Annotated in this window: 24 protein-coding genes and 1 pseudogene; 16 read left to right on the top strand and 9 right to left on the bottom strand. The window is 60.8% G+C overall.

The annotated features are described in order from the left end of the window. Positions 1-26 precede the first annotated feature (26 nt). Entirely contained in the window at positions 27-623 is a 597-nt protein-coding gene (hxlB, locus tag ACIOU9_RS08530; RefSeq protein ID WP_402696568.1) for a 6-phospho-3-hexuloisomerase, read from the bottom strand. Between the two features lie 161 nt (positions 624-784). On the opposite strand from hxlB, the gene ACIOU9_RS08535 reads away from it, so the two are divergent. Further along, positions 785-2083 carry a LuxR C-terminal-related transcriptional regulator gene (locus ACIOU9_RS08535; protein WP_402696570.1) on the top strand — a complete coding sequence of 433 codons (1299 nt, stop codon included), beginning with the start codon at positions 785-787 and terminating at the stop codon, positions 2081-2083. 285 nt (positions 2084-2368) lie between these two features. Continuing rightward, positions 2369-2938 carry a YdeI family protein gene (locus tag ACIOU9_RS08540; protein WP_402696571.1) on the top strand — a complete coding sequence of 190 codons (570 nt, stop codon included), beginning with the start codon at positions 2369-2371 and terminating at the stop codon, positions 2936-2938. Positions 2939-2981: 43 nt separating this feature from the next. Here ACIOU9_RS08540 and ACIOU9_RS08545 read toward each other — a convergent pair whose 3' ends face one another. Further along, complete coding sequence (locus tag ACIOU9_RS08545; protein WP_402696572.1) at positions 2982-3185, bottom strand: hypothetical protein; 204 nt, start codon at positions 3183-3185, stop codon at positions 2982-2984. 138 nt (positions 3186-3323) lie between these two features. Here ACIOU9_RS08545 and ACIOU9_RS08550 point away from each other — a divergent pair, with 138 nt between their 5' ends. After that, positions 3324-4241 (top strand): NAD(P)-dependent oxidoreductase, encoded by a 918-nt coding sequence (locus ACIOU9_RS08550; protein WP_402696573.1) that lies wholly within the window; start codon positions 3324-3326, stop codon positions 4239-4241. Here ACIOU9_RS08550 and ACIOU9_RS08555 read toward each other — a convergent pair. Then, positions 4238-4789, bottom strand: coding sequence for an NAD(P)/FAD-dependent oxidoreductase (locus tag ACIOU9_RS08555; protein WP_402696665.1), 552 nt, complete (start codon positions 4787-4789; stop codon positions 4238-4240). The two genes, ACIOU9_RS08550 and ACIOU9_RS08555, sit on opposite strands and share 4 nt — an antisense overlap. Before the next feature lie 236 nt (positions 4790-5025). On the opposite strand from ACIOU9_RS08555, the gene ACIOU9_RS08560 reads away from it, so the two are divergent. After that, entirely contained in the window at positions 5026-6558 is a 1533-nt protein-coding gene (locus tag ACIOU9_RS08560) for a deoxyguanosinetriphosphate triphosphohydrolase family protein (RefSeq protein ID WP_402696575.1), read from the top strand. Between the two features lie 19 nt (positions 6559-6577). Here the strand turns inward: ACIOU9_RS08560 and ACIOU9_RS08565 are convergent, their stop codons facing one another. The 4 genes from ACIOU9_RS08565 to ACIOU9_RS08580 all read right to left on the bottom strand — a co-directional run bounded on the left by ACIOU9_RS08565 (position 6578) and on the right by ACIOU9_RS08580 (position 11711). Next, positions 6578-7603, bottom strand: a complete 1026-nt coding sequence (locus ACIOU9_RS08565; protein ID WP_402696577.1) for an RNase H family protein — start codon at positions 7601-7603, stop codon at positions 6578-6580. A gap of 138 nt (positions 7604-7741) precedes the next feature. Then, complete coding sequence (locus ACIOU9_RS08570) at positions 7742-7915, bottom strand: NADP-dependent isocitrate dehydrogenase (RefSeq protein ID WP_402696579.1); 174 nt, start codon at positions 7913-7915, stop codon at positions 7742-7744. A 767-nt stretch (positions 7916-8682) separates the two neighbouring features. After that, positions 8683-10905, bottom strand: coding sequence for an NADP-dependent isocitrate dehydrogenase (locus ACIOU9_RS08575; RefSeq protein ID WP_402696581.1), 2223 nt, complete (start codon positions 10903-10905; stop codon positions 8683-8685). Between the two features lie 212 nt (positions 10906-11117). Beyond that, positions 11118-11711, bottom strand: coding sequence for a TetR/AcrR family transcriptional regulator (locus ACIOU9_RS08580; protein ID WP_402696583.1), 594 nt, complete (start codon positions 11709-11711; stop codon positions 11118-11120). 147 nt (positions 11712-11858) lie between these two features. Between ACIOU9_RS08580 and ACIOU9_RS08585 the strand changes: the two genes are divergently transcribed. The 5 genes from ACIOU9_RS08585 (at position 11859) to ACIOU9_RS08605 (ending at position 16789) form a co-directional block, all read left to right on the top strand. Beyond that, positions 11859-13319, top strand: coding sequence for an MDR family MFS transporter (locus tag ACIOU9_RS08585; RefSeq protein WP_402696584.1), 1461 nt, complete (start codon positions 11859-11861; stop codon positions 13317-13319). A gap of 708 nt (positions 13320-14027) precedes the next feature. Further along, on the top strand, positions 14028-15248 hold the full coding sequence (locus ACIOU9_RS08590; protein WP_402696586.1) for a hypothetical protein: 1221 nt from the start codon (positions 14028-14030) through the stop codon (positions 15246-15248). 13 nt (positions 15249-15261) lie between these two features. Beyond that, entirely contained in the window at positions 15262-15801 is a 540-nt protein-coding gene (locus ACIOU9_RS08595; RefSeq protein WP_133833179.1) for a hypothetical protein, read from the top strand. A gap of 116 nt (positions 15802-15917) precedes the next feature. Beyond that, a complete protein-coding gene (locus ACIOU9_RS08600; RefSeq protein WP_133833180.1) occupies positions 15918-16226 on the top strand; it encodes a type II toxin-antitoxin system Phd/YefM family antitoxin in 309 nt (102 codons plus the stop codon). Beyond that, positions 16223-16789: a type II toxin-antitoxin system RelE/ParE family toxin gene (locus tag ACIOU9_RS08605; protein WP_402696588.1), complete on the top strand. Its 567-nt coding sequence runs from the start codon at positions 16223-16225 to the stop codon at positions 16787-16789. The genes ACIOU9_RS08600 and ACIOU9_RS08605 overlap by 4 nt, the downstream gene beginning before the upstream one ends. Positions 16790-16949: 160 nt before the next feature. Here the strand turns inward: ACIOU9_RS08605 and ACIOU9_RS08610 are convergent. After that, positions 16950-17152, bottom strand: a pseudogene (locus tag ACIOU9_RS08610) (transposase); the annotation flags it as partial. Positions 17153-17612: 460 nt separating this feature from the next. Between ACIOU9_RS08610 and ACIOU9_RS08615 the strand changes: the two are divergent. The 7 genes from ACIOU9_RS08615 to ACIOU9_RS08645 all read left to right on the top strand — a co-directional run bounded on the left by ACIOU9_RS08615 (position 17613) and on the right by ACIOU9_RS08645 (position 26065). Then, positions 17613-19298: a formate--tetrahydrofolate ligase gene (locus tag ACIOU9_RS08615; RefSeq protein ID WP_402696589.1), complete on the top strand. Its 1686-nt coding sequence runs from the start codon at positions 17613-17615 to the stop codon at positions 19296-19298. A 165-nt stretch (positions 19299-19463) separates the two neighbouring features. Further along, positions 19464-19613 (top strand): hypothetical protein, encoded by a 150-nt coding sequence (locus ACIOU9_RS08620; protein ID WP_181148833.1) that lies wholly within the window; start codon positions 19464-19466, stop codon positions 19611-19613. A 225-nt stretch (positions 19614-19838) separates the two neighbouring features. Then, positions 19839-20597 carry a LamB/YcsF family protein gene (locus ACIOU9_RS08625; RefSeq protein WP_402696590.1) on the top strand — a complete coding sequence of 253 codons (759 nt, stop codon included), beginning with the start codon at positions 19839-19841 and terminating at the stop codon, positions 20595-20597. After that, a complete protein-coding gene (locus tag ACIOU9_RS08630) occupies positions 20594-22198 on the top strand; it encodes a carboxyltransferase domain-containing protein (RefSeq protein ID WP_402696591.1) in 1605 nt (534 codons plus the stop codon). The genes ACIOU9_RS08625 and ACIOU9_RS08630 overlap by 4 nt, the downstream gene beginning before the upstream one ends. A gap of 9 nt (positions 22199-22207) precedes the next feature. Further along, positions 22208-23947 carry an acetyl/propionyl/methylcrotonyl-CoA carboxylase subunit alpha gene (locus tag ACIOU9_RS08635; RefSeq protein WP_402696593.1) on the top strand — a complete coding sequence of 580 codons (1740 nt, stop codon included), beginning with the start codon at positions 22208-22210 and terminating at the stop codon, positions 23945-23947. Positions 23948-23999: 52 nt separating this feature from the next. Continuing rightward, complete coding sequence (locus ACIOU9_RS08640; protein WP_402696595.1) at positions 24000-24674, top strand: GntR family transcriptional regulator; 675 nt, start codon at positions 24000-24002, stop codon at positions 24672-24674. Between the two features lie 395 nt (positions 24675-25069). Next, positions 25070-26065 carry an adenosine deaminase gene (locus tag ACIOU9_RS08645; protein ID WP_402696597.1) on the top strand — a complete coding sequence of 332 codons (996 nt, stop codon included), beginning with the start codon at positions 25070-25072 and terminating at the stop codon, positions 26063-26065. Positions 26066-26181: 116 nt separating this feature from the next. Here the strand turns inward: ACIOU9_RS08645 and ACIOU9_RS08650 are convergent, their stop codons facing one another. Continuing rightward, positions 26182-26991: a putative hydro-lyase gene (locus ACIOU9_RS08650; protein WP_105661645.1), complete on the bottom strand. Its 810-nt coding sequence runs from the start codon at positions 26989-26991 to the stop codon at positions 26182-26184. Positions 26992-27000 lie beyond the last annotated feature (9 nt).

Below are 27000 nucleotides of genomic sequence, written 5' to 3' on the forward strand. Positions count from 1 at the left end.
ATTGATGCTGGCGCCAAGGCGCCGGACTACTCCAGATTCGCGTGGCGCTGCCACAGCTGCTGCGCGGTGGCGTCATCCGCGCTCCAGAGCGTGTGGAACACGATTTCGGTGATCAGGAACAGCGCCTGCTCGAAGAGGCTGCCGGAGTATTGGCGGGTGATGGACGATCCGTGCTCCGTTTTCCCGGCGGCCGGGACTTCTACGAGAACGTGGGCGCCCGACCCGATGGGGCTGGATGGATCGGTGGTGATGGCCGCGATCCGGGCGCCGACCCGCTGGGCGGTGCGGACGCTCTGGACCACACCCGCTGTGGTTCCGGATCCGGAGGCCACGAGCAGCAGGTCCCCCTCGGCGATGGCCGGCGTGGTGGCATCCCCGGCGACGTGCACGGCCAGGCCCAGATGCATCAGGCGCATCGCCGCCATGCGCAAGGCCAGCCCGCTGCGCCCGGCACCGGCCACGAACACCCTCGGTGCAGCGCGCAGCTGCGCTGCGAGTTCGATGACCTGCCGCGGCTTCACGCCCCGCACGGTTGCCTCGATCTCCGAGTGGACCAGGTCCATGGTGTCCAGCACGTCCTGCTGGGATATCGCTTCCGCGAGGGGTTCGGCCATGGTGTTCATGCCATTCCTTTCGACAGCGCCTCCCGGCTGACCGGATCGGCTTTGATGGGCATGAGTCAATCCTCCGGCCAGAAAGGGGTGGCCGCTACGCCATTTACAGGCAGTTGAACCTATCCTTTCGGATAGTGTCTGGTCCCCCGAGCTGCGATACACTCGCCTGCATGAGCATTCTGGACTCCTCTTTCGTCCCTGGCCTGCAAGCTGCCGAACCGGCACCAGGGGTGCTCGAATCGATCGCGCTGCTGGCCACGGCTGCGCTGCCGCAGATCGCCGTTCGCCTGCGTGATGCTCTGGCTCCGGAAATCCGTTGCGCGGCCCTGGCCATTTTCACCGAGGAGTGCACCGATAGGCCCAGGAAGCTTGCCGGCGACCAGCGCATCACGGATCTGGTGGGCATTGCGGAACTGGATCGGATCCGCGGTTCCCATCCCGGTGAGAACCGCTGGAGCAAGCGTGCCCAGATCGGCGGTGCTCCGCGGGAGATCCTCGCCCTGCGCTACCCGCCCAGCAATGCGCTGCTGGTGCTCATCGAGCCCCGCCCCGCCGGTGGACAGCCAGAGATGATCGGATACCTGTGGAATCTGGCCGCCAACCGTATCCGCGAGAAGGTGGCCGATGCCCCTCCGTCCTATCTGCGCGAATCGCGCGCGGTCTCGGCAGAGCGGGTCCGGGTCACCGGCGAGCTGGTGGAACAGTATGCGACGAGCCTCGATATCCTGCTGGCGACCTTGCGCTCCACGCAATTGGACGATGCGGCCGCGCGCGTTGCCGCCATCGACCTTGCGGCCAAGATCCTGGTTGGGCTCAAGACCGTGGATGACCGCACCAATAGCATCGTGGAGGAACCGGTCGCTTCGGCTTTCACCCGCTTGCGCGATGACCTGCGCCCGTTGACCAATTTGGGCGGTGTGGACCTGCAATTCGTCGAGCCGCCCAAGAACGGCAGGGCGCTGCCCGGAGAGGTGGCCCATGCCGCCCGGGCCATCGTGCGCGGCCTGGCCCTGGCGATGATGGAGCAGGAAGACATCCAGCGGATCCGGGTGCAGTGGAACTGCGACGGCGAGAATTTGCTGATCAATGTCCGCGACGATGCACGCGGCGGCATCGATCCCTCCGCGGCGGCCTTGGACCGCCTCGTGCGGCGTGTGGAGGCGCTGAACGGACTGATCGAGATCGAGGTCATGGGCGGATGGGGCACGGAGGTCGCGGTGCGGCTCCCGCTGGATGCCCCGCCGTCGGCCGTGGCGGAAATCGCCGAATGGAGCCTGGGCGGCCGGGAATTCGAGGTCCTGCAGCTCCTGGCAGCGGGGCAGCGCAACCGGGCTATTTCGCAAGCGCTGGGGATCAGCGAGAACACGGTGAAATTCCACGTGCGCAATCTCTTCAAGAAGATGGGCGTCAGCTCCCGCGCCCAAGCTGTCGCGCTGGCGCACAGCCATGGGGTGGCCAGCTCCACGTAGCCTGCCGGCATTGATGCTGGGCTTGGCGATAACCAGGACTGGGGGGGCAAAAACGGGTGCTGGAAAAATGCAGTAGTCGAGCCCTCATCGCTTTGGCCCTCCGACGGCTGGCCGCGCTCTTCGCCATGATCCGTGGCGTGTCATTTCATGTTGTTCCGGAGCAGGAAATTGCTCCACGGTCTCCAGCCACGGCCCGGCGTCCATCGGGTAAGCAATGGCAGGCATCATCCCGACGGTGATTCCAAGCTCTAGCAACTATGGGCAACGAGGTGCAGGATAGATTCCATGGATCCACAAGATGCTTTGATTCTTCCTGATGTCGCCGCTTGGCGCGCGTGGCTCGACGAGCACGAAGAAACCAGCGATGGCGTTTGGCTGGTAGTGGCAAAGAAGGGAACGACTTCCCCCACGTCGCTCGCTGTCGCACAAGCATTGCCCGAGGCGCTTTGCAGCGGATGGATCGATGCCATCCGTCGCAAACGCGATGAGACGACCTTCCTCCAGCGCTACACTCCCCGCCGGAAGAACTCTGTCTGGTCCCAGAAGAACACTGAATTCGCCCAGGAATTGATTGATCAAGGACGCATGCGGCCACGGGGCTTCGCGGAAATCCAGAAGGCCAAGGAAGATGGACGGTGGGAGCGTGCCTACCAAGGCCAGGCCACCGCCCAGGTTCCTCCGGATTTGCAAGAAGCGCTGGATCGCTCGGCCGTGGCGGCCAAGAACTTTGCGGCCTTGAAATCCCAACCGCGCTATCACATCCTGCATCAGCTGATGATTGCCCGAACGGAGAAAACGAGGACTGCCCGCTTGGCACGGTTCGTTGCAGAACTTGAGCAGGGTCCAGAAGGCTGATCCTTGCTCCGGTAGAGCAATACGCGGCCGGCGCTACTGTGCGCTAGCTCTTGGAACGGTAAATCGCTTCGGCGATCATTGCGCCTGCTTGCAGAATCGCTGCCGCGAGAATAAGCAGCGCCGCTGCAGTCGCTCCTCCAAGAATCAGCATGATTACTCCGACAAGGCCCAAGGTCCAGGCAATGAACATTGCTCCTGTAGTCATTCCCAGTCCGGCCTGCCGGGTTTTCTTCACGCTCTGAGTCATATCGCCAGTTTAGACGCAGGGCTGAGCTCTGGGGAAAATGGTTTCGGGAACTGATCATTTTCGCGGGGGCCTTGGTACCGTGGAATTCAACGCCCGGGCAACCCCGGCAAAATCTCATCTCACGATTGGACTCATGGTTTGCGTGTATTAGTTCCGTGGCAGAGCTTGGTCGACAGCATGCAGATTCCCGGGGTCGAAACCGTCTTGTGGAATATCAATGATGGCGAGCCTCCAGCAGCTGATGTGCTCGTTACCGAGCGGCCGCTGGATCCTGCGCATCGCTCGCGAGTCAGCAGAATCCCGGGGCTCAAGCACGTGCATCTGCTATCCCTCGGCTACGAGTGGGTGCTGGGGCATCTCCCCGGCGAAGCAGTCTTGTCGAATTCCCGCGGCGCGGTGGAAGACTCCACCGCTGAGCACTGCCTCGCCCTGGTACTGGCCGCATTGCGCGAGCTCCCTGCGGCCATGGCCTCGCAGAAAGAGCAGGAATGGCCTCGCTTGTGGACGTCCTCGCTTTTCGGCTCCAATGTCGTGGTGCTCGGAGTGGGCGGTGTTGGCGCAGCCACTATTGAACGGCTCAAAGCTTTCAAACCAGCCAGAATCACCGGAGTCGCCAGTTCCCCGCGAATCCTGGATGATGGCACCAATGTCGTCGCCCTGCGCGATGCAGCTGAGCTCCTGCCTGAAGCCGATGTCGTCATCTGCACTCTGCCGCATACACCCCAGACCCAAGACCTTATTGATGCAGCATTCCTCCAGCGCATGCGCGACGGCGCACTGCTGGTGAATGTCGGCCGCGGCCCTATTGTGAACACCGCAGATCTGCTCGACGAGCTGCGCTCGGGACGCCTGCGCGCGGCTTTGGATGTGACCGATCCCGAGCCGTTGCCCACGGGCCATCCCTTGTGGACCGCGCCGAACTGCATCATTACGCCGCATATGGCTGGTGATACCTCGGAATTCATGCGGTTGGTGTCGGATTTGGCGACGCAGCAAGTTCAGCTGCTATCCACCGGTTCGGCACCGCACAACATTGTTCGCCGCAACCTTGGCTAGGCCCTGCTTGCCGCCAAGGAATGCTCGACAATTTCATGAACCTTGTCGACGGTAACCGGAGCCAGGGTAACGCCGAGGGGTCCATGCCCCGCGGCTACTGTCAGGTTCTCGTATTTGCGTTGCCCAATGATCGGCACGCCGCTTGCAGTCATCGGCCGAGCGCCCTGCCAACGGCTAAGTTCCGGCAAATGCCTAAGCTCTGGCAGCAATGCTTCCGCGCCCTGGCGCAGGGCTGAAATATCCGAATCCGCTGGCACTGCATTGCTCATGCCGCCAAAACGCATTCCACCGGTAATTCGCACACGTCCAGGCATTGGACTAATGACCACATGATCTTCCATCCCCATCAAGGCACGGCTAACCAAGCGGTCCTGATCTTCCAGAGTCACCGACCAGCCGTATCCAGGCTCAACTGGCACACTGACTCCCAAGGCCTTGCCGGTTTCACGGCTTGAGGCCCCCGTTGCCAAAACCACGTGTCGCGCCGAGACCCTCCCGGAATCAGTGATCAAGGTGTGCAGGTTGGATCCGGTAGCTTCGTGGTCGATGACCTGACCGGCCTAACATCTTCAAGGGCACTGGGATGTCCTGGCAAGATCTGGTGGTTGCTGTCGGCGTTCACGAGCACTTCACCAATTAGGCGACAGCGAACAGGGATCCCGTACCGTTGGGCAGTTGCGCATGCATGCGCGACTGCCACGGCACTGGACGTTCGTCGCCCCGAAACGAAGTTACACCAATTCGCGTGGCTTCTCTTGCTCGATCGCCTAGGCTAGTTCATACGATGGAAACTAGAGCACAGACACATCAGACCGGCGGCCGCGACCGCGCGATCGCCGAACGGAATCGCACCGGTGAAGATGAGTTCCGCGTAGACATTGAGCGCATCCGCTTCTCCCCGTACTTCTCCCGGCTGTCCTCGGTGACGCAGGTAATTCCCCAGGCGGGTTCAGGCACCCTGGTCCATAACCGGTTGACCCATTCGCTCAAGGTCTCCGCGGTGGCGCGTTCCATTGCAATCAGCCTCAGAAGGAGTGACGAACCTACTAGGCGACTTATCTCCGATTTGGGAGGGTGCGACCCGGTAGTTGTCCAAGCAGCGGCAGCGGCCCACGATCTGGGCCACCCGCCCTTCGGGCATCTGGGAGAGCAGGAACTCGACCGGGTCGCCCGCGATACCTTGGGGCTTCCTGATGGGTTCGAAGGCAATGCACAGACCTTCCGGATCCTGACCGCCCTCGATAGCTGCGATGCCACACCGCGCGGCATGAACCTGACTCGCGCGGTTCGCGCGGCTGTGCTCAAATATCCCTGGACGCGCAATGAATGGCGCAGCCAGGCCCCGGTCGCCCCGGAATTGCTCCCCCGCGGCGTCGGCGCGAATCCGGCTGCTGGCGCCATGAAGTATTCGGCCTACGATATCGAGGCCGAGGAAATGGACGACGTCCTGTCGGTCTTCCCGGGCATCGGAAAATACCAGCAGACGCTGGAAAGCTCGGTTATGGATATCGCAGACGATATCGCCTACGCGGTTCATGACCTCGATGATTTCTATCGAGCTGGCATATTGCAATACACCAGCGTCTCCGCTGAACTGCGGGCGTGGCTGGATCAGTCCGTGCGCTTCCAAGCCCTGAAGGCTCCAGAGCTGGACCAGCGGCAACCGGGCCATGCGCTGGAAATTACGTGGCGCCATGTCCTGGCCAAGGATCCCTGGATTGCCAATCCTGAAGCATTCCGCGCCTCGGTGCAACGGGTCGGCCATGACCTCGTCGATGGCTTGCTCGCAGTTCCCTACGACGGCGGCCTGCAGGCGGACCGTGCGGTTACCGCCTTCACCCGGCGATGGATTGACCGGTTGCAGGAATCGATCACCGTTGAACGCACGCCTAATGTGCGCAGCGGCCATATCCGCTTGAGCGATGAAGCATGGCATGACGTCGTAGTACTCAAGTTCGTCCATGCCCGCTTCGTCTTGGACCGTTCAGACCTGGCGGTATACCAGCGTGGGCAAACGCGAATTATCCGTTCCCTGGCAGAAGGCTTCAACACCTGGCTCAATGATCCGGAGGATGCAGGGCGCGCACCGCGACGGTTGCTGGACTCGGTGGAAGCTACCACCGAGGAATACCGCCAGCTGCGCGAGAGCACCCCGGAGCTGTTCTCGCAGTCCGGCCCGCAAGAGATCCAACGGCTGGGCCAGGCCCGGGCCATCGTCGATTACATTGCTTCCTTCACCGATGCCCAAGCCGTCTCGTTGAATTCGCTGCTAACCGGCACCTCGGACAATCTCTGGGAAGCCGGCCGCGGACTCTAGCGGCCGGGTGCGGCATGTTTCATGCCGCGAGAGCCTGCTGTGACAGCTCCTCGAGCACGATCTTCATCATCATTGACTGTGTCAGTTGCGGATTGATCCGGGCGCTGAAATGCCGCGACATCAGGATGGCCATCCGGTTGGCCGCTTCGTTGTGCCGATTTCCATCGTGCCCTCGAACCCAGCGGGCTCGGGTGCGCCCGGTCCGAAGTTCAAGACTCTCGCGCAGCTCATGATGCACCTTCACAGTGCGCTGCCGTTCTTGCACAAGATCATTGACCGCTTTCACCAGGGCACGGCTGTCGCTGAAAATGGTCAGGTCCGAATCGAGCGGGGCGTGGGTCAGCGCCAGCAGGGCGCCTGTGGTTTCTGCCAGCAAGGTGTCCTGGACGTAGTGCTTCGGCGAAATCGCGCAGGCCCAATGGCCTTGCGAGGTCACCATCGCTCCAGCGCTGCGGAACTTCCTGTTCCGCGGCACCGAACCGTCTGTATAGGCAATGACTGGAAGGTTCGCCGTGTAGTCCTGTACCAGCGGGGCCAGCGCCTGGCTATTGGCCTCGTTGGCAACGCCCAGATCCAGCCCGAATTGCCACGACGGATTGAGGCAGAAAACGGGATTCATCGATAATTCTGCCATTCCGAGGTCGTCATAGTCCGGGACCAACAGGTCGATCGATGACGGCTGCGAGATTTTGCAGGTACCGGAGAACTCCGCGATAGCCTGCAGGATGGCCTGGTCCAATTCCCCGTTGACAGCAGTACCCGTGAGAGTCAGCAATGGACGGTTCACGAAATCGCACAAGGTCAGTGCAAAATCGAAGTGGAGACCGTGCGTGCTTCGCTGGGCGAGGTGCTTTTCCCCGACAATCCGTTCCGCAAATGGAACGTACTGCTGCTTCTTCCCGTGGGCATCTCGAATGAACGCTGAACGTTCGAGAACGGCGATCAGCCGTGAAGGCTGCGGCTGCCGCTGTACGCCGGCCAATCTCCGCACTCCATCCGGTTCGAGCGCAATGGGCATCTGCGGACGTGGAACTGGCACCAGCATTGAGATTCCTCCTGCCTGTTTTGTAGATGTCAGGCGATCCTATCGACTGTCACCTACGATTTAGCCCCGGGCCCGAATGTTCTGGTGGGGGCACCTGGTGAGGATATCGCGGACTTCGGTTTCCATGGACCCGCCGTATTACCTCGCCTGGTAGCCAGCGCCGGTCTCGAACAGGCCGACGCGAGCCAGCAGCAGATCGCTCGACAGGATCTTGGCCGAGATGGCAAGTTCCACCATCGGGAACAGGTCGGCCAAGTAGTCGCGCGGCGCGAAACATATTGAATAATGGATTCTTTTGCCAAAAGGATTCACTGAGGAATACTCCCCGCAAGTCAAACTCCTGATCCGGCATATCCGTTCAAGCAAGGCATTTATCTGCCGTGTTAAATTCATTGATCGCCACTCATTTTCACGAGTGGCGATCAATGGCATCGGTTCAATGACCGAGGCCTGAAGTTTACCGAGGTCTGAAGCTTAGAGACCCAGGCTGCGGATAAGTTCTACCAAGGCTGCAAGAAGTTCGCTCAACATCAAATTACCTCATTCATTTTCGTCTTATCTATGTTTCGTGTTGGTACGAGTGACTCGTTCCGACACGTATAACACTAACTCGACATAGTTCTGACAAGAGCAAATTTAGAGAATATTAGAAACTTTTTACACGGATGCAATGAACGATTTACATTAGAATTCTTGACTGCCGTACCAGCGACTGCTACTTGCCGTTTGGTAACCAGCTCGCATTGACTCCGACTTGCCCTATGGATACTGGCCTGCCGCCAGAATTCATGCAATCACTCACCGACCTTATTGGCCCGGGCAATTTCCTGATAACGGAATTAACCTGTCCACTGTCAGCGCCAGGGAATTCAGGAATAAACGGCGAAAATCGCAAGAAACCCGGAAAATGATTGTCCAGTTGCTGCCGCGCTAGTGGAACAACCAACGAGGAACTGACGGCCCGGGGCATCTCCACATGCAGTCAATCCCGATGTTCGGCATCCATAGCTTCATCGCGCGTTAAAGCAGCTGACCCCAATCCTCACTGAGGATTGAGGCCAGCTGATTGGCTGCAAGGACTACTTGGTCAGCAGTTCAAGAGCCTTGTTCAGGGTTGCGCTTGGGCGCATGGCCGCTGCGGTCTTGGCTTCGTCTGGGCGGTAGTAGCCACCCAGCTCGACAGCCTTGCCCTGCACCTCGGCAAGCTCGGCAACAATGGCTTCTTCATTCTCGCCCAGTGCCTTGGCAACTGCGGAGAAGGCCTCAGCCAGTTCTGCGTCCTTGTCCTGCTTGGACAGCTCTTCAGCCCAGAACTTGGCCAGGTAGAAGTGGCTGCCGCGGTTATCCAGCTCGCCAACCTTGCGCTTAGGCGACTTGTCTTCCAGCAGGAAGGTGCCAGTTGCAGCGTCGAGGGTATCGGCCAGCACCTGGGCGCGGGCGTTGCCGGTGGTCACTGCCAGGTGCTCGAAGGAAGCACCCAGTGCCATGAACTCGCCCAGCGAATCCCAGCGCAGGTGGTTCTCGTTGACCAGCTGCTGCACGTGCTTCGGAGCCGAGCCGCCGGCACCGGTCTCGAACAGGCCGCCGCCAGCCAGCAGCGGAACGATTGAGAGCATCTTGGCCGAAGTGCCCAGTTCCAGGATCGGGAACAGGTCGGTCAGGTAGTCGCGCAGCACGTTGCCGGTCACCGAGATGGTGTCCTCGCCCTTGCGGATGCGGTCGATCGAGTACTGGGTCGCCTCGACCGGGGAGAGGATCTCGATGGTCAGGCCCTCGGTGTCGTGCTCCTTGAGGTACTCGTTGACCTTGGCGATCAGCACTGCGTCATGGGCGCGGTTCTCATCGAGCCAGAAGACAGCCGGGGTCTGGGAGGCGCGGGCGCGGTTCACTGCCAGCTTCACCCAGTCGCGGATGGCTACATCCTTGGTCTGGCAGGCGCGCCAGATGTCGCCAGCGAAGACCTGGTGCTCGATGAGCACTGCATCGTTCTCGTCGACGATCTGCACGTGGCCGTTGCCAGCGATTTCGAAGGTCTTGTCGTGCGAGCCGTATTCCTCGGCCTTCTGCGCCATCAGGCCGACGTTCGGCACGGTGCCCATGGTGGTCGGGTCGAACGCGCCGTTGGCACGGCAGTCGTCGATGGCGACCTGGTAGATGCCTGCGTAGGAGGAATCCGGGAGAACGGCCAGGGTGTCTGCGGTGTTGCCCTTGGCATCCCACATCTTGCCGCCCAGGCGGATCATGGCCGGCATCGAAGCGTCGACAATCACGTCCGATGGAACGTGCAGGTTGGTGATGCCCTTGTCGGAATCGACCATGGCAACTGCCGGGCCCTCTTCCAGGCCCTTGGCGATCAGCTTCTCCACGCCGGCGCGCACCTCGTCGGACAGTTCGTCCAGGCCGCCGAGGATGGCTGCCAGGCCGTTGTTCGGGTTCAGGCCAGCTGCCGCCAGCTCGTCGCCGTAGGTTTCGAACAGCTCGGAGAAGTAGGCCTTCACCACGTGGCCGAAGATGATCGGGTCGGAGACCTTCATCATGGTGGCCTTCAGGTGAGCCGAGAACAGCACGCCCTCTTCCTTGGCGCGGGCCACGGAGTTCTTCAGGAACTCGGACAGGGCCGCGGCGTGCATGACGGTGCCGTCGATGACTTCGCCGGCCAGCACGTCGAAAGGCTTCTTCAGGACCTTGACTTCGCCGTCTTCGCCGACGAAGCGGATCGAGATCTTCTTGTCCGCGTCGATGACTATGGACTTCTCGTTGGCAGCGAAGTCGTCAACGCCCATGGTGGCCACGTTGGTCTTCGAATCAGCGGCCCACTCGCCCATGGAGTGCGGGTACTTGCGAGCGTAGTTCTTCACGCTCAGTGGTGCACGGCGGTCCGAGTTGCCCTCGCGCAGGACCGGGTTCACAGCCGAACCCTTGATCTTGTCGTAGCGTGCGCGGACGTCGGTCTCTTCATCCGAGGTCGGGTTATCCGGGTAGTCAGGCAGTGCGTAGCCGGCAGCCTGCAGCTCGGCGGTGGCAGCCTTCAGCTGCGGGATCGAAGCCGAGATGTTCGGCAGCTTGATGATGTTTGCATCCGGGGTCTTGGCCAGGTCGCCAAGTTCTGCCAGAGCATCACCGATGCGCTGCTCTTCGGTGACATAATCCGGGAAGGTAGCGATGATGCGACCAGCCAGCGAGATGTCGCGGGTCTCAAGTTCCACACCGGCGGTCGAGGCGAAGGCCTCCACGATTGGCAGGAACGAGTGGGTCGCCAGCATAGGCGCTTCGTCGGTGTGGGTGTAAATAATCTTTGCCATAGGTGTGGCGTCTCCCTGAACGTCGTGCGGAAGCGGTGTTACCGCCCTGAACTCAACGTTCCAAATCTACCTGATTTTGCTCTGCACCACACTTTGCGGCAGCGGGAAATACGCGCGGCAACGCCGTTTATTCACCGAAATGCCGGGCTGGACAGCCTGCAAGCAGTTCGTCACATTTAAGTTAATCAGCGATAACTCAACAGAGTTATTCGCTATTCGGCTCTTCCGCCGGCCAGCGCTTCGAGATTCGCCATGGCCTCATCGAAGAGCTCAACTGGATCTGCAGGCTCCCCGGCGCGTTCCGCCTGGCCGAAGCTCTGCCAGGCCACGCGCCAGAGGGCGGCCAAGGCTTCGCCAATCATCAAGGCGGGCATGGCCGGCACCAGCCCGCGGCGGAGCAGCTCCTGCGAGGTGGCAGCGCAGAAGGCTTGATCTTGCCGGGTGATGGCCAATAGCAGCTTCGGCTCCGTGGCAATCAACCGGGAAATGCGGCGGTATTCATTGCCGCGGATCTCGGCAACAAGGATCCGGCGGCATTCGTTGGCCAGCAGCCGGAAAATCTGCGCGCTCGTGGAGCCGTCAGCGATGGGGCATTTGGTCACGGCCTGGATCAATTCATGCTGCGCCGGCACCATGGCCGCTTCCCTGGATTCGCAGTAGCGGAAGAAGGTCCGCTCGGAAATGCCGGCCCGGGCAGCGATCTGCCCCACCGTCACCGATTCCAGGCCATGGAGTTCCACCAGGTCCAGGGTTGCTGCCCGGATGGACTGGATCGTTGCCTCTTTGCGTTCCTCGCGAATCCCCATGGCGCTCTCCGATGCTCCGGACTGCCTGTGCTGCGCAGGCCTCGTCCACCAAAATTGTTTCCTGTCACAGTCTGACAGATTCGCTTACGAAAAAGTGGCAGAGTGTGACAGTATTTAGCGGTTGACACTCCACAGGAAGAAGACTTCGTGACTACAAATCCCCCTAGAACCAGCGCCAGGCCAAGCGCGGCGCCCGCCGGGCAACTCTCCACCAAAACCCTGACAGGCATCATCGCCTCGCTGGCCCTGGCCGCTTTCATGATGATCCTGAACGAGACCGTGCTCACGGTAGCGCTGCCCGGCATCATGCAGGACATGGGCATTTCGGCGTCCACCGGCCAGTGGCTCACCACCGGATTCCTGCTGACCCTGTCGGTCGTCATCCCCACCACCGGTTTCCTGCTGCAGCGCTTCGCGCACCGGTCGCTGTTCTTCTTCGCCATCATCAGCTTCATCCTCGGCACCGTCATCGCGGTGCTGGCGCCGAGCTTCGGCTTCTTGCTGCTGGCACGCGTTATCCAGGCCGTCGGCACGGCCATCGTCCTGCCCTTGCTGATGACCACCACCTTGACGCTGGTGCCCGTCCACCAGCGCGGCACCGTCATGGGCCTGAACTCGATCGTCATCGGCGTCGGCCCGGCTATCGGGCCTACCGCTTCGGGGGCCATCGTGCACGCATTGGGCTGGCACTACATCTTCATCCTGATGCTGCCGATCGCCGTGGCGGTCCTGGTACTGGGCGCCATCTTCTTCAAGATCCCTTCCAGCGCACGCAAGATCAAGGTGGATTCCGCTTCGGTGCTCCTGTCCGCCTTGGCCTTCGGGTTCCTGGTATACGGCATTTCCAGCATCGAGCATGCCGCGGATAACGCCACGATGACCATCGCCAGCTTCGCCATCGGCCTGGTGGCCCTGGCCCTGTTCATCATCCGCCAGGTCAAGCTGGCCGCCAGCGGCCGCGAACTGCTGAACCTGACCCCGTTTGCCTCGCGCAGCTTCAGCTTCGCGATCGCGATGATCATGATTGCCTTCGGCACCCTGCTCGGTTCGCTGATGATCGTGCCGATCCTGCTGGAATCCGGGCAGGGCATCGACTCGCTGCAGATCGGCATCATGCTGCTTCCCGGCGGGCTGGCACAGGCCATCGCCTCGCCGATTTTCGGGCGGATCTACGACAAGCGCGGTCCGCGCCCGGTCCTGATCCCCGGCGCCGTGTTCCTGGCCGCCGGTCAGTGGATGTACACGACCGTCACCGCGCAGACCGAATTGTGGATGTTCATGCTCTGCCACATCGTCTTCTCCATCGGCTTGGCGCTGCTGATGACCGGCCTGATGTCCTCCGCGATGGCTTCGGTGGATCCGCGCCTGTTCGGCCATGGTTCAGCAATCTTCAACACCGCGCAGCAGCTGGGCGGTGCGATCGGCACCACGGTCTTCGTGACCGTGATGTCGCTGCTGTCAAAGGTCCAGCTGGACGCCGGGTCCGAGCTGGCCGAGGCCTTGTTCTCCGGCGCGCATATCTCGTTCATCGTCGGCGCCGCGCTGGCCACGATCGGCATCGTCTTCGCATTCCTGGTCAAGGGCGAAAAGCCTAACGCCAATCACTAACGCACTACCCCCGGCGCAGCACGCCAGGAAGGTCTGAAATCGCGCGGGCGCTGGTATCCAGAAGAGCGGCAGGCAGCACGGATAAGACTGCGATCAGCCCGAGCGGAGGAATTCCTCCGCTCGGGCTTCACTTGTCCTTGGAGGCACCTCGGACTGCAGGCCGCTTCCTTGCCCGTTGGGTTCTGGGCAGTTGCATGGCTACGACGACGTCATAAGTTCCCCAACGCAAGGCTGGCCAGGAAACCGCCTGGTCCGCGATTCATGTTGGGAAGCACACAGTTGCCTAGGCGCTTCTACTGGGCACCGGAAAGGGAACCCGATACCACATACGTCATAATCTGCTACCGACACTCGACGGCCACATTCTTTGCACACCTGGGTGCATACTGCCACGGACGCCGCCCGATTCCGCGCCGTTCATTAGCGAGCAGCGGCAGGTCATTGGTCGTTTTCCAACTCATTTATCCCAATAGCAGCTGAATTCTCACTCAACTGTCGGATCTGCCGAGACCAACTTTCCAGCGAACAGCCCTATTTCCCGGTAGGCAAGTGCACCCTTTAAGCGAAAGCTCTGTCCTTCTCACAAAAAACCCCACTGCATCGGGTTTAAACCATTACTATTTATTATAGCGACTCATACTGGGCTGAGTAGGGACTTTCGGACAATCCCGTGTCCGGAGTGCTGCCCTGGATGCATTTGCATCTGACATGAATGCAAAGTCGCTGGATATTCCTAGGCATGCCACAACCATGCACCCGGTATTCACCTGGCGCATAGGAAAGAAGAAAATGAATAGCACTTTGTTCCGCCGGACTCGTTCTCGGCTCCTATCGGCGATAGCCATCGCCTGCGCAGTCTCTGTAACTGCATCGTCAGCCAGCCTCGCGGACCCCTCCGAGCCGAGCCAAGTAACGACACAAGAGCTCCTGTCGGATGCTTTAGCGGCAGCGGGAGAAACTGAAGCCAATTTAGTTGAACCGACGCTGAACTCTGAAGTTCTGGAGTTCGGCACCGGCGAGGGCGCGGTATTCGTCCAAGCAACTGAAGAAGGTAAATCGCTTGTAATTGGCGCAGAGAATGTGGAACGGGAGTTCAGCTTCGGACTACCCATTGAGAGTGCGCCAAGTGATGTGCAAATGCTCGACGATGGCACTGCTGTATTCAGCGATGATGAAATAGATCTTGCACTGCAGACTCATGACGATGGAGCTATACGTGCACAGACAATTATTCACGATGCCGATGCGCCTCATGAGTTCCGGTATGAACTGGGGCTACCGGAAGGGTCATTCGCTGAGATTGCCCAAGATGGCGGAGTAGACGTCTTTCAATCTTTCCCCGATGAAAACGAATCCGTCCTGACCAGTCGATTTGAACCTGCATGGGCAGTTGATGCAAGTGGCGAAACAGTCAGAACTTGGTATGAGCTTCACGATGGTGACTTGGTCCAAAAAGTAGACATTGGGGAAGACCATGAATACCCAGTCGTAGCTGATCCGTTTTGGATCCCAGCAATTATTATCGCTATCAGGGTTACCAGCATCGTAATCAAGGTAGGCTCCAAAACCGTCAAGTACGCTAAGGCTCCCGCTTCACGAGTTGTCAACGCGTTGTCTTCCTTCAAGACCCTTTCTTACAGAACGGGTTCACATACGTTCAAACTTGATAAGAGCGGAATGAAGCATATTCTTCAGCGGCATCATCCAAAATATTGGGATGGTTCTTCTAAGAGCAGCCAAACATTTTTCAATCCGAAGATGTCAATCAGCGATGTACGAAATCTGGTTCATGGCGCCATGAAGCAGAACCAAAGTAAACTGAAAAGCGGTGGAACCAACAAGCGAATACAGCTCGAAGGAACCTATAACAACGTGAAGTACAAGATGGTCATTGACAGAGGCCGAGTTGTCCAATTCTACCCGCGATAAGAATCAAGGTGAGATGAAAGAACAAGCCGTACATAGCGAACCATACATTCTGGTTCCGCACACGGTCACGGATATCGAGGATTTCGTCGCTAATCCCGAAAACTACTTGGTAAGCATGTTTCAGGAACCCGAACGGGCTGCCGAGATGTGGCGGAATCGACTCAAAGAAAATCCCTACGGCAGTGAAGGTTTTCTTTCTCTGTCTTACTACGGGATCGATTTGATCTCGGGTGACCTGTGGGATGAAGTTACAGGAATCTGGTTTGAGCTCCTTGAGCTGGTAGAAGAGTTCATGGAGAAAGGGTCAGCTGAAAGGCTGTTTCCTGGCCAGCCAGTGCCCCTTCGACTGGAAGTGAAAGGACGATCTACACTTTTCACTGTTAATCGCCAAACAAACATTGTTGATCCCGACGACTTTATTCCGGGAATCCTGGATGAAGCTTACCGCTACTACTCATGGGTCGAAGAAAACATTGGAACCGACGAAAGCCAAGCCCTCCAGTCCGTGAATTCGTTGCGTCATCAGTTCCTTGAACGGAAGCATTCAAGCTAGCGGATCCTCCGCTCTCTCAAGCTGGGTCGCTACCAAGGGTGGCGACCCAGCTTTTGCTTTAACGAGGCACGGAAGGCAAACTAGAAAATCTAGGTAGAAATCTATATAGTTTTCATATGACTACTTTGAGCATCACCGAAGCATCACGCGCGGGGCTCTCTGCGCTTGTCGCCGCCGCCGAAGAGGGCCGGGATACCCCTTTGTCGCGCCATGGCAAGGTCGTGGCCGAAGTCGTTTCCGCCAAGGAAATCGCTCAGCTGCGTCATGACCGGGACACTCTTCGCGATGCTGCGCTGGTGATGGCACGCTTTGCCACTGATAGCGGCGTGCGCACGACGCTCGACCAAGCGATGGAATTCTTCAATTTGAACCGCGCAGAACTTGAGGCGGAAAATGTCGAAGAAGCCCAGTCTGATAATTCGTGAATCAGCCTCAAGACCGCCTGTGCATCGTCCGGCTAACTGAAGACGCAGTATCTGACCTACATCGTCTTCACAAAAAGGATCCGCAGATCGTGCGATCCGTTTTCAAGAAGATGCTGCTGCTCGAAAAATCTCCTGAGGCTGGCGAGCCCTTGCTCGGTGCGCTAGTCGGTTTCCGCAAGTTAGTCGTTGGGGATCGCGACTGGAGAATCGTATGGCGCATTACCGAAGACGCGTCCGGCCGCCCAATTCTTGATATTTCTGAGGTCTGGGCTGTTGGAGCTCGTTCGGATGGCGAGGTTTACGATGAGCTCACCTCACGGGTCGCACGCATGGGCGATGACCCGAAGATTCAATCGCTCAAAGACGTCGTTGTCCAGATGGGACGGCTCTACGAATCCGTTGAAGCTCAACCTGAACCCGCACGGGGATCTGTCTTGCCCGAGTGGATGGAAGCTGCGCTCGTAGAACAACTTCATCTGTCCACACAAGAGATTTCAGGATTGAGCGAACAGCAAGCCCAGCAAAGACTCATGCAGCATTGGTCCCGCAGCGCTGACAGCTAAACCTTCCGCCGGCACCGCCGAGCTCAGCGGCAACCGCACGGATCCGAACGTCTGAAGATTTCCGGTGATGCTCTCCCATCGGCAATGAATTATCGTTGCCCGCACTACTCGAATTCCAGGCTGCCTCGTCGCAAACCCGCACTGTTCACTATGTTGTATCAACATTCGCGGTGATGAACTTGCGCAGCGATGCCGACGAAGCATCAGGGATAATTGCCAGTCAGGCTCGGCCCCACCCATCATCTGAAATCTCAATAGCACCCGCCACCAGAGTCTTTCCGGACGCACCACGTCCTGTACGACCGGGGCGGGGGCCCCGAAAAGGCTCTCGTCTACTTCGACTCGTCCGGAGAGCAACGTGCTCTAATAGTTCATGGCAGCTCAGTCGTAAGGTTTTCAGTTGATCCTCGAATCACGTTATCGCTTCACCACTCTTCACTGCATCATTCCGCTTGGATCCGACAATCCGGAAACACTATGTCCGGGAACGTGAGCGCGGCAAACGTCCTAACCAAGCGCTCATCGTGTTGACCATCCGACGCCTATCAAGATTGCTTGCAATGACGCCTCACAGCTGGTTCTGTGCCGTTTCGGAGCTGAGAATCGCTGGCTTCAATAGAGGGGCACCTTCTCCGTGAAATGTGGAACAGGTATTGTTACCACTTCGCCAGGCCCGGCTCGGGTAGACACCGATCCACGTTCTGCCCAGCACAGCCTTCTCGCCTCGCCTGCAAGGTGATAGCTTGAAGGCGAATCAGGGAAAACCAGAAGCCTTGGGCTTCCTCACCCCCGGGTCACCGGGCAGCCAGACAGGGGACACAACATGGCAGCATTGCCGGAAACCGATATGAGCGATCTGGCCATTGCCTCGCGGGCAGTGCTCAGACCAATCTCCCGGATTGCCGAGGCGGCCGGAATCCCGCAGGACGCGCTGGAGCCCTACGGCAAGTACAAGGCCAAAATTGATCCTGCCCTGCTGCCGGCCAACGGAAACCGGCCCGGAAAAGTCGTCCTGGTCAGCGGCATGTCCCCGACGCCGGCAGGGGAAGGCAAATCCACCATGGTGGTGGGCCTGGGCGACGCGCTGGCTGCCACGGGGACCAAGACCATCATCGCGCTGCGCGAGCCCTCAGTCGGCCCGAGCTTCGGGATGAAGGGCGGAGCCACCGGTGGCGGCCAGTCCCAGGTGCTGCCCATGGACGAGATCAATCTGCATTTCACCGGGGATTTCCACGCCATCACCAGCGCGAACAACTTGCTGATGGCACTGGTCGACAACCACCTGCAGCAGGGCAACGCACTGGGCATCGACCCGCGATCCATCACCTTCAAGCGGGTGCTGGACATGAACGACCGGGCGTTGCGCAGCGTGGTGATCGGCCTTGGCGGTTCCTCCAACGGGGTCCCCCGCGAAACGGGTTTCGAGATCACCGCCGCATCCGAAGTCATGGCAGTTTTCTGCCTGGCCACCGGGCTGGCGGACCTGCGCGCCCGGCTGGGCAAGATCACCTTCGGATACACCTACGCCAAGGCCCCGGTCACGGTCGATGACCTGGGCGCGGCGGGTGCGATGGCGCTGCTGCTCAAGGAAGCCATCAAGCCCAACCTGGTGCAGACCATCGGGGGCACTCCCGCGTTCATTCACGGCGGGCCATTTGCCAACATCGCCCACGGCTGCAACTCGGCCATCGCCACCAACACCGCCCGCGCACTGGCCGACGTGGTGGTGACCGAAGCCGGCTTCGGCACCGATCTGGGCGCCGAGAAATTCATGGACATCAAGGCCCGCTACGCCGGGTGCCCGCCCGACACGGTGGTCATCGTTGCCACCGTCCGCGCACTGAAGATGCATGGTTCGGTCCCCAAGGAGGAACTGGGGGAAGAAAACGTCGCGGCCGTGCGGGCAGGGCTGCCAAACCTGGAACGCCACGCCTCGATCATCGCCAAGTTCGGCATCCAGCCGGTGATCGGCATCAACCGCTTCACCACGGACACCGACGCCGAGCTGGAAGCGGTCACCGGCTGGGCAGCGCAGCAGGGCATCGCCTGTGCCATCGCCGATGTCTGGGGCCAAGGCGGCGCCGGAGCAGGCGAGCTGGCCGCCGCGGTGCTGCGGGCCATCGACGAACCGGGCAATTTTGCCCCGCTGTACGAGCTGCAGCAGCCAGTCGAGGACAAGATCCTGGCCCTGGTGCGCGGAGTCTACGGCGGCGAAGGCGTCGAATACTCCCCCAAGGCCCGGCGGATGCTCCAGCAGATCCACGACAACGGCTGGTCCCACCTGCCGGTATGCATAGCCAAGACCCAGTACTCCTTCTCCGATGACCCGCAGCTGCTAGGCGCCGCCAGCGGATTCACCGTGCAGGTCCGCGAACTGATCCCCAAGACCGGCGCCGGATTCATCGTGGCCATCACCGGGGCAATCACAACGATGCCGGGCCTTCCGAAGGTGCCAGCCGCCATGCACATGGACGTCGACGAGCACGGCAACGCCATTGGACTGTCATAGCAGCCGGGCAATGCCGCGGATATCGCCAACGCGCAAGGATTCCACGGCGGGCGAACATGGAAATTCCCTGACCGCACCGCTTTTCGCCACGATTCACGGCTAGGCTGTGTGAACCAGCACCCGCTAGCTGGCAACTAAACAAGGCACGGATGAAGGGAAATAACCATGGGAACCGAAAACCACGACGAAACCACAGGTCCAGCTCAGACTCCGGACCCAGAGGACAAGAACACTACTGTCCCTGATCCGGATGCGGCCCAGAACGCGCCCATTCCGTTCGGGCATGAAGATTCCGACGGCGAAGAAGGCCAGTAGCCGCACCGCCAGTCACAAGACCTGCCCGAGGCCAGGATTCCGCAAGGATTCCTGGCCTCGGGCTTTGCTATTCCACGTGCAAAACGCCTGATCAGAAGAGAGGTGGGAGCACCGCTCCAGCAGAATTCCGGGAAACGATACTCAAAAACCCTGCCAAGATTGTTGAACAATTACCGAAAGTGGGGCATTCTTTTACCAAGAGGTTTTCACGAGACGGGGATCACAATGCCATACATAGACCTGAATTCAGACGTAGGCGAGTCGTTCGGCAACTGGACGATGGGCGACGACGCCGCCATCTTCACCTCCGTGTCTTCGGCCAATGTAGCTTGCGGGTTCCACGCTGGAGACCCCAGCACCATCGCCCAGACCTGCCGCGATGCGGTCAGCGCCAACGTCACCATCGGAGCCCATGTGGGCTACCGCGACCTGGCCGGTTTCGGCCGCCGCTTCCTGGACTGCTCGGCCACCGAATTGGCCGATGACATCCTCTACCAGCTAGGAGCCCTGCAGGCCCTGGCACGCTCCGCAGGCAGCGAAATCAAGTACGTCAAGCCGCACGGCGCCCTGTACAACACCATCGTGCACCACCAGGTGCATGCCCAGGCCGTCATCGATGCCATCAAGGCCTTCGGCACCGACCTGCCGGTCCTGCTGCTGCCAGGTTCTGTCGCCCTGCAAAAGGCCGAAGCCGCTGGCCTGCGCGGCGTCGCAGAAGCCTTCGCCGACCGCAACTACACCCCCGAGGGCACCCTGGTCTCCCGCCGCGAATCCAACGCCGTATTGCACGACCCCGTCCAGGTCACCGAGAACATGGTCCGCCTGGCCACCGAAGGCACCATTGTTGCCGTGGACGGCAGCACCATCAAGATGGAAGCCGAGAGCATCTGCCTGCACGGCGATACTGCCGGTGCAGTGGCCATGGCCAGCGCCGTGCGCGCAGGACTGGAACATGCCGGAGTGCAGATCCGGAGCTTCGCGTGAGCATCCGCGCCATTCACCGGGCAGGCTCCCATGACCTGCTCATCGACCTGGACTCGCTCGATGCTGTCTTGGCGCTCAACGCCGCCTTGGAAAGCTCTCCCCTGTCCGGACAGCGCGACCTCTTGGCCGCCGCGCAAACGGTACTGCTGAAATTCGATTCCGCGCAGAGCGCCGAACGGGCCATGGCAGCACTGCCAGAACTTGAAGTAGCTTCTGCACTCCACGCTGCGGGCAAGCTGGTTGAAGTACCAGTGAATTACGATGGCGAAGACCTCGCCGCCGTGGCCGAGCTGACCGGTCTGAGCACCGAAGCTGTGATCAATGCGCACACCAGCCAGAGGTGGCGTGCAGTATTTGGCGGATTCGCTCCCGGCTTCGCCTATCTGCTCGGCGAAAACCAGGACTTGAATGTCCCGCGCAGAGACTCCCCGCGCACCAAGGTGCCCGCCGGAGCGGTAGCGCTCGCCGGTGAGTACTCGGCCGTCTATCCGCGCCAATCCCCCGGAGGCTGGCAGCTGATTGGACATACCGATCTGCAAATGTGGGATTTACAGCGCGAAAATCCTGCATTGATCCGGCCGCAGGATACCGTGCAGTTCGTCCGGGCCACCCGGAAAATATCGGTGAGCCAGGCACCCGCCGCACAAGACGAAGCATCAGAGCAGGCACTTGCCGGTGGCCTGAAAATCATCGACGCCGGCCTGCAGTCCCTGCTCCAGGATGCCGGACGCATCGGCTACGGCAACCTCGGAGTTGGCGTCGCAGGAGCCGCAGACCCGGCCGCCTTCCACCAGGCCAACCGCCTGGTGGGCAACCAACCAGGCCAAGCCGTGATCGAGAACCTCGGCAGCCGCATCACCGTTGAAGCCGAGCAAGACCAAGTGCTGGCGCTCACCGGCGCCGAAGCAGAACTCTGGATCACCCCGGCCGAAGACGACCAGGTCCGCACCCCGCGCCAGGCCGCGGCCAATGCACCGTTCGCGCTGCTGCACGGCGAGCGCCTGGAGGTTGAACCCGCCGGCCGCGGGCTGCGCAGCTACCTTGCTGTGCGCGGCACCATCGAGCAGGAACCGGTCCTCGGCTCGCTGTCCACCGACACCCTTTCCGGCGTCGGTCCCCAGCCTTTGCAAGCCGGTGGCTTGCTGCCGGTGAGCCGCCCGCATCTGGGCCACATCGTTGGCAACAGCGAACCGAGCACCCTGCCGGTCCCAGACGATAACGGCGTGTACACGCTGCGCGCCATGCCCGGTCCGCGTGCCGATTGGTTTGGCCAGGCGGGCGTGGACCAGCTGGCCGCCCAGATTTGGGATGTCACCAGCGAATCCAACCGCGTGGGTGTACGCCTGGATACCGGGCAGCAGCCGCTGCAGCGCGTCCGCTCCGGGGAACTGGCCAGTGAAGGCGTAGCCCGCGGATCCTTGCAGGTGCCGCCCTCCGGCCTGCCGGTGCTGTTCCTCGCAGATCATCCGGTCACCGGCGGCTATCCGGTGATCGCCACCGTCATTGCCGAAGACCTGGGCGCAGCCGCGCAGCTTCCGCCCGGAAGCAGAATTCGATTCGAACTCCATCCCGCTGCCGGCCACGCCGCATCAGACGCCTAAGGAATTGCCATGAAAAAAGTTCTCATCGCCAACCGAGGCGAAATCGCGGTCCGCATTGCACGAGCGGCCACCGACGCAAATATTTCTTCGGTGGCCATCTACTCGGACCCGGATGCCGACGCCCTGCACGTGCGCCGCGCAGATGAAGCGTACCCGCTGCACGGTTCCACCGGCGCAGACACCTACCTGGATATCGACAAGATCATCAACATCGCCAAGCGCTGCGGCGCCGATGCGGTGCACCCCGGCTACGGTTTCCTCTCGGAGAACGCGAACCTCGCCAACGCCGTCATCGAAGCTGGCATGAGCTGGATCGGCCCGTCCCCCGCGGCCATCGAAGCCCTGGGCAACAAGGTCACCGCCCGCCAGATCGCGGTGCGCGCAGGCGCACCGCTGGCCCCAGGCACCGACGGCCCGGCAGCGGACGCCGGCGAGGTGCGGGCCTTCGCTGAAGAGTACGGCGTGCCGGTCGCCATCAAGGCGGCCTTCGGCGGTGGTGGCCGCGGCATCAAGATCGCCTACTCGCTCGATGAGATCTCCGATGCTTTCGAGTCCGCCACCCGCGAAGCCACCGTGGCCTTTGGCCGTGGCGAATGTTTCGTGGAACGTTTCCTGGCCAAGCCGCGCCACGTTGAAGCGCAGGTGCTGGCCGATACCCACGGCAATGTGGTGGTCGTCGGCACCCGCGACTGCTCCTTGCAGCGCCGCCACCAGAAGCTGGTGGAAGAGGCGCCGGCCCCGTTCTTGACCGATGAGCAGCGGACCCGGATCCACGAGTCCGCGAAGGCGATCTGCAAGGAAGCCGGATATGTCGGGGCCGGCACCGTGGAATACCTGGTGGCCCAGGACGGTCTGATCTCCTTCTTGGAAGTCAATACCCGTTTGCAGGTGGAGCACCCGATCACCGAGGAGACTTCCGGCGTCGATCTGGTGGCCGAGCAGTTCCGCATTGCCGATGGCCTGCCGTTGTCCATTACCGAGGACCCGCAGCCCACCGGCCATGCCATCGAATTCCGCATCAATGCCGAGGACCCGGCTCGCGGCTTCCTGCCTGCGCCCGGCACCGTGGAGCGGTTCGAAGCGCCAACCGGCGCCGGCGTGCGGGTGGACTCGGGCGTGCGCAGCGGCTCGGTCATTCCGCCGTTCTACGACTCGATGATCGCCAAGCTGATTGTGCGCGGGGCCGACCGGAACCAGGCGTTGCGCCGTGCCCGCCTGGCGCTGGAAGAAATCAGCATTGCCGGTGTACCTACGGTCCTGCCATTCCACCGCGCCGTCATCGAGCACGAAGCGTTCAACGGCGAATCCCTGGGCGTCTACACCACGTGGATCGAGGACGAGTTCCTCAACGAGGTGGAGGCCAGCGACGAGATGGATCTGGATCAGCGCGATACCAGCCGTGAAACCATCACCATAGAGCTCGACGGCAAGGCCGTCCAGCTGGGTCTTCCCGCTGCACTGACCAGCGCGTTGCGCAATACCCCGGGAGCCGGCACCGCCGCCGCCACCCAGGATGATGCTGCCGGCGAGGTCGATGCCGCCGCGGTACGCAGCACCATGGACGGGAACCTCGTCCGCTTCGCTGCAGAAGATGGCAGTGCAGTCGCCGAAGGGCAGAGCATTGCCATCGTCGAGGCGATGAAGATGGAATCCACCATCACCGCGCACCGTGATGGCATCTTCCGTGCAGCGGACTTGAGCGCAGGGTCAGCCGTACGCCGCGGCGACACCTTGGGCACCATCGGCTAGCGTCCAGGCCATGAAGTCCGTACCCGCAAGCCAGTTGGGATAAATTGGAAGCATGAAAGCCACCAGCAGCACCTCGCATCCAGCCAAGGCCCCTCACGCGCACAGCGGGCTCTGGGCTGCCAATGAGCTGCGCCGCCGCATTGCCGAAGGCGAGCTATTGCCCGGTGACAAGCTTTCCGAACAGACCCTGGCTGAATCGTTGGGGCTCTCGCGCAATACCTTGCGCGAGAGCTTCACCTTGCTCAATAGCGAGCTGATCATCACCCGGATCCCCAACCGGGGTGTTTTCGTGGCTTCTCCGGATGCTGATGATGTGCGGGAAATCTATGCGGTGCGCCGCACGGTCGAGCCTGCATGCCTGGCATGGGGCCAAGACATTGATCTGGACCGGTTGGGCAAAATCATCGAGGAGGCTCGCACAGGTCTGGCTGCCGGCGACGTGCCGCGGATGGCCAATGCCAATCAGGCTTTCCACAAGCAGCTGGTGGCCTCCTCCGACAGCGAACTGCTCCAGGAGCTGATGAGCCGCGTGCTGGCTCGTATGCGCCTGGTCTTCCACGCCATGAGCGACGCCCCGGATTTCCATTCGCACTACGTAGAGCGCAATGCGAATCTGCTGGCCATGCTCCGCGCCGGAGAGCGCCTGGAAGCCGCCCAGACCCTGCGCGGCTATCTCGACACCGCTGAAGCTGAATTGCTCAGCCACATCGCCCAACGCTCGGAGTAGGCATGGAGCAGGGCCTTGGCCCATGCCACTTGCGATTTCCATCTCATCCGCGCCGTGCATTCCTCACTGCTTTGCGGCAAATGCCAGCCTCCAGCGCTTGCCTCATCGCGTTGTGCACCCTTGTTTTCCAAGGATGCCCCCGACGCCAAATCCGGGTTTGCTCCGCGGAATTTTCACTGCGATCACCGGTTTTTCCGGATCCTTGATGCTATCGCCGCCGCCTGCCTGCCGGTGCGGACAGCCGCAAGCCCAGCGCCCTGCGGGTTTCCTCGACGCACGGACAAACCAAGCAAGCACATAGATAGCCAACGTATGGTTTAACGAAACCATTGCGCGCCACCGCCGTTTCATCACGGCCTAGGCCCTCGTCCCCTGCTTGGAAGGTCGCACCACCCGTGAAATTGCCTGTAGCCGAATTGCACATCCACCTTGAGGGAACGCTGGAGCCAGAAATGATCATGGCGCTGGCGGCAAAAAACGGTGTTGAGCTGCCCTATGCCACCGTTGACCAGCTGCGTGCCAAGTACCAGTTCAGCAATCTGCAATCCTTCCTCGACCTGTTCTATGCGAATATGGCGGTCTTGCGCACTGCTGGAGACTTCCACGAAATCACCGTGGCCTACCTGCAGCGCGCCCATGACTCCGGCGTGCGCCATGTGGAATTGTTCTTCGATCCGCAGGCTCACATCCAGCGCAGACTGGGCCTGGGCGAGGTCATCGCCGGCATCCGTTCCGGCCTGGCCGAGGGCGCAGAACGCTGGGGGATCTCCCACAAGCTCATCGCGTGCTTCTGGCGCCATGCCCCAGCGGAAGAAGCGATGGACTTGATGAAGGTGCTGGTCGCCGAGAAGCACGATATCGATGGCATCGGCCTGGATTCCTCGGAGGTGGGTTTCCCGCCCGAGCTGTTCCAGGAAGTCTTTGCCTATGCCCGCGCCCACGGCCTGCACGTCGTTGCCCATGCGGGCGAGGAAGGCCCTGCTGACTACATTTGGCAGGCACTGGACTTGCTGGAGGTTGAGCGCGTGGACCACGGCATCCGTTGCCTGGACGACCCGACGCTGGTTCAGCGCTTGGTCGACGAGCAGATGCCTTTGACTGTCTGCCCGCTATCCAACATCCGCTTGCGTGCGGTGGACACCATGGCCGATCATCCGTTGCCGCAGATGCTCGAAAAGGGCTTGAAGGTTTCGGTGCATTCTGATGATCCTGCCTATTTCGGCGGATACATGGATGCCAATTTTGCCTCGCTCATGGCAAGCTTCAACTTCAGCACCGGGCAGTTGGCTACGCTGGCAAGGAATTCCTTTGAATCCGCATTCCTGGATGAAGAATCCAAGCAGGTACTGCTTGCCGAAGTCCAGGCCTGGGTTCAGCGGCAAAGCCTTTAGACATGGGAACGCGGCGGCCTCTTGGGGGAAGGCCACCGCGTTCGATCCAGTGCCAAAGGCCCTGGTGGGAACTTGGCGGCCCCCTTGGGGTGAGGCCGCCTCGTTCGGTCTATGGGCTAGGGAACCTGGTATTGGGAATCCCTGATATCCGTAATGAGCATGTGCCCCGGTGCGTGGCCGATGGCCAAGGCCGGGCGGGACTCCATCACGGCTGCCTGCGGCGTGACGCCGCAGGCCCAGAACACCGGAATCGTCCCTTCCGGGATCTGCACTGCATCTCCGAAGTCCGGTGACCCCAGATCTGCTATGCCCAGCTCTTGGGGGTTCCCGATATGCACCGGAGCCCCGTGCACAGCTGGATAGCGCGAGGTAATGCGTACCGCGTCGGCAACCTGAGAGGCTGGAATCGGACGCATGGAGACCACCATCGGACCGGACATCGCTCCGGCCGACTGCGAGCGGATATTGGTCTTGTACATTGGCACGTTCACGCCCTGGTCGATATGCGCGATGGAAATGCCGCTTTCCATCAGTGCGCTCTCGAAGGTGAACGAGCAACCGACAATGAAGGTCACCAGATCATCCCGCCAGTACTCTGACAGGTCGGTGGGCTCATCCACCTTGACCCCGTTTTCGTAAACCATGTACTTCGGCACGTCGGTGCGGATATCTCCGCCTGCCAGCAATTCATTGCTGGTTTGCCCCGCCTCCAGGACACCGAGGATCGGGCAGGACTTGGGATTGCGCTGGGCAAAGAGCAGCACATCGAAGGCCAGCTCCTGGGGAACGATGATCAGATTTGCCTGCGCATATCCAGCGCTGATCCCGGCGGTAGGCAGCACCTGCCCGGCACGGAACAATTCGCGGGCTTCGCTTGGGGCCATCGCCGCACGTTCGGAATGCCCGAGACTCTTCAGGTCCTTCATGATTGCTTG

It is taken from the genome of Glutamicibacter sp. NPDC087583 (assembly GCF_044743685.1).
Taxonomy (GTDB): Bacteria; Actinomycetota; Actinomycetes; order Actinomycetales; family Micrococcaceae; genus Glutamicibacter.

Bases quoted from the DNA above. Each gene is read 5' to 3' on its own strand.
- ACIOU9_RS08590 (WP_402696586.1), top strand. From the start codon at position 14,028: ATGAATGCAAAGTCGCTGGATATTCCTAGGCATGCCACAACCATGCAC.
- ACIOU9_RS08650 (WP_105661645.1), bottom strand. From the start codon at position 26,991: ATGAAGGACCTGAAGAGTCTCGGGCATTCCGAACGTGCGGCGATGGCC.
- ACIOU9_RS08595 (WP_133833179.1), top strand. From the start codon at position 15,262: ATGAAAGAACAAGCCGTACATAGCGAACCATACATTCTGGTTCCGCAC.
- ACIOU9_RS08540 (WP_402696571.1), top strand. From the start codon at position 2,369: ATGGATCCACAAGATGCTTTGATTCTTCCTGATGTCGCCGCTTGGCGC.
- ACIOU9_RS08545 (WP_402696572.1), bottom strand. From the start codon at position 3,185: ATGACTCAGAGCGTGAAGAAAACCCGGCAGGCCGGACTGGGAATGACT.
- ACIOU9_RS08625 (WP_402696590.1), top strand. From the start codon at position 19,839: ATGCCATACATAGACCTGAATTCAGACGTAGGCGAGTCGTTCGGCAAC.
- ACIOU9_RS08535 (WP_402696570.1), top strand. From the start codon at position 785: ATGAGCATTCTGGACTCCTCTTTCGTCCCTGGCCTGCAAGCTGCCGAA.
- ACIOU9_RS08640 (WP_402696595.1), top strand. From the start codon at position 24,000: ATGAAAGCCACCAGCAGCACCTCGCATCCAGCCAAGGCCCCTCACGCG.
- ACIOU9_RS08565 (WP_402696577.1), bottom strand. From the start codon at position 7,603: ATGCTGGTGCCAGTTCCACGTCCGCAGATGCCCATTGCGCTCGAACCG.
- ACIOU9_RS08600 (WP_133833180.1), top strand. From the start codon at position 15,918: ATGACTACTTTGAGCATCACCGAAGCATCACGCGCGGGGCTCTCTGCG.
- hxlB (WP_402696568.1), bottom strand. From the start codon at position 623: ATGAACACCATGGCCGAACCCCTCGCGGAAGCGATATCCCAGCAGGAC.
- ACIOU9_RS08580 (WP_402696583.1), bottom strand. From the start codon at position 11,711: ATGGGGATTCGCGAGGAACGCAAAGAGGCAACGATCCAGTCCATCCGG.
- ACIOU9_RS08560 (WP_402696575.1), top strand. From the start codon at position 5,026: ATGGAAACTAGAGCACAGACACATCAGACCGGCGGCCGCGACCGCGCG.
- ACIOU9_RS08635 (WP_402696593.1), top strand. From the start codon at position 22,208: ATGAAAAAAGTTCTCATCGCCAACCGAGGCGAAATCGCGGTCCGCATT.
- ACIOU9_RS08620 (WP_181148833.1), top strand. From the start codon at position 19,464: ATGGGAACCGAAAACCACGACGAAACCACAGGTCCAGCTCAGACTCCG.
- ACIOU9_RS08575 (WP_402696581.1), bottom strand. From the start codon at position 10,905: ATGGCAAAGATTATTTACACCCACACCGACGAAGCGCCTATGCTGGCG.
- ACIOU9_RS08615 (WP_402696589.1), top strand. From the start codon at position 17,613: ATGGCAGCATTGCCGGAAACCGATATGAGCGATCTGGCCATTGCCTCG.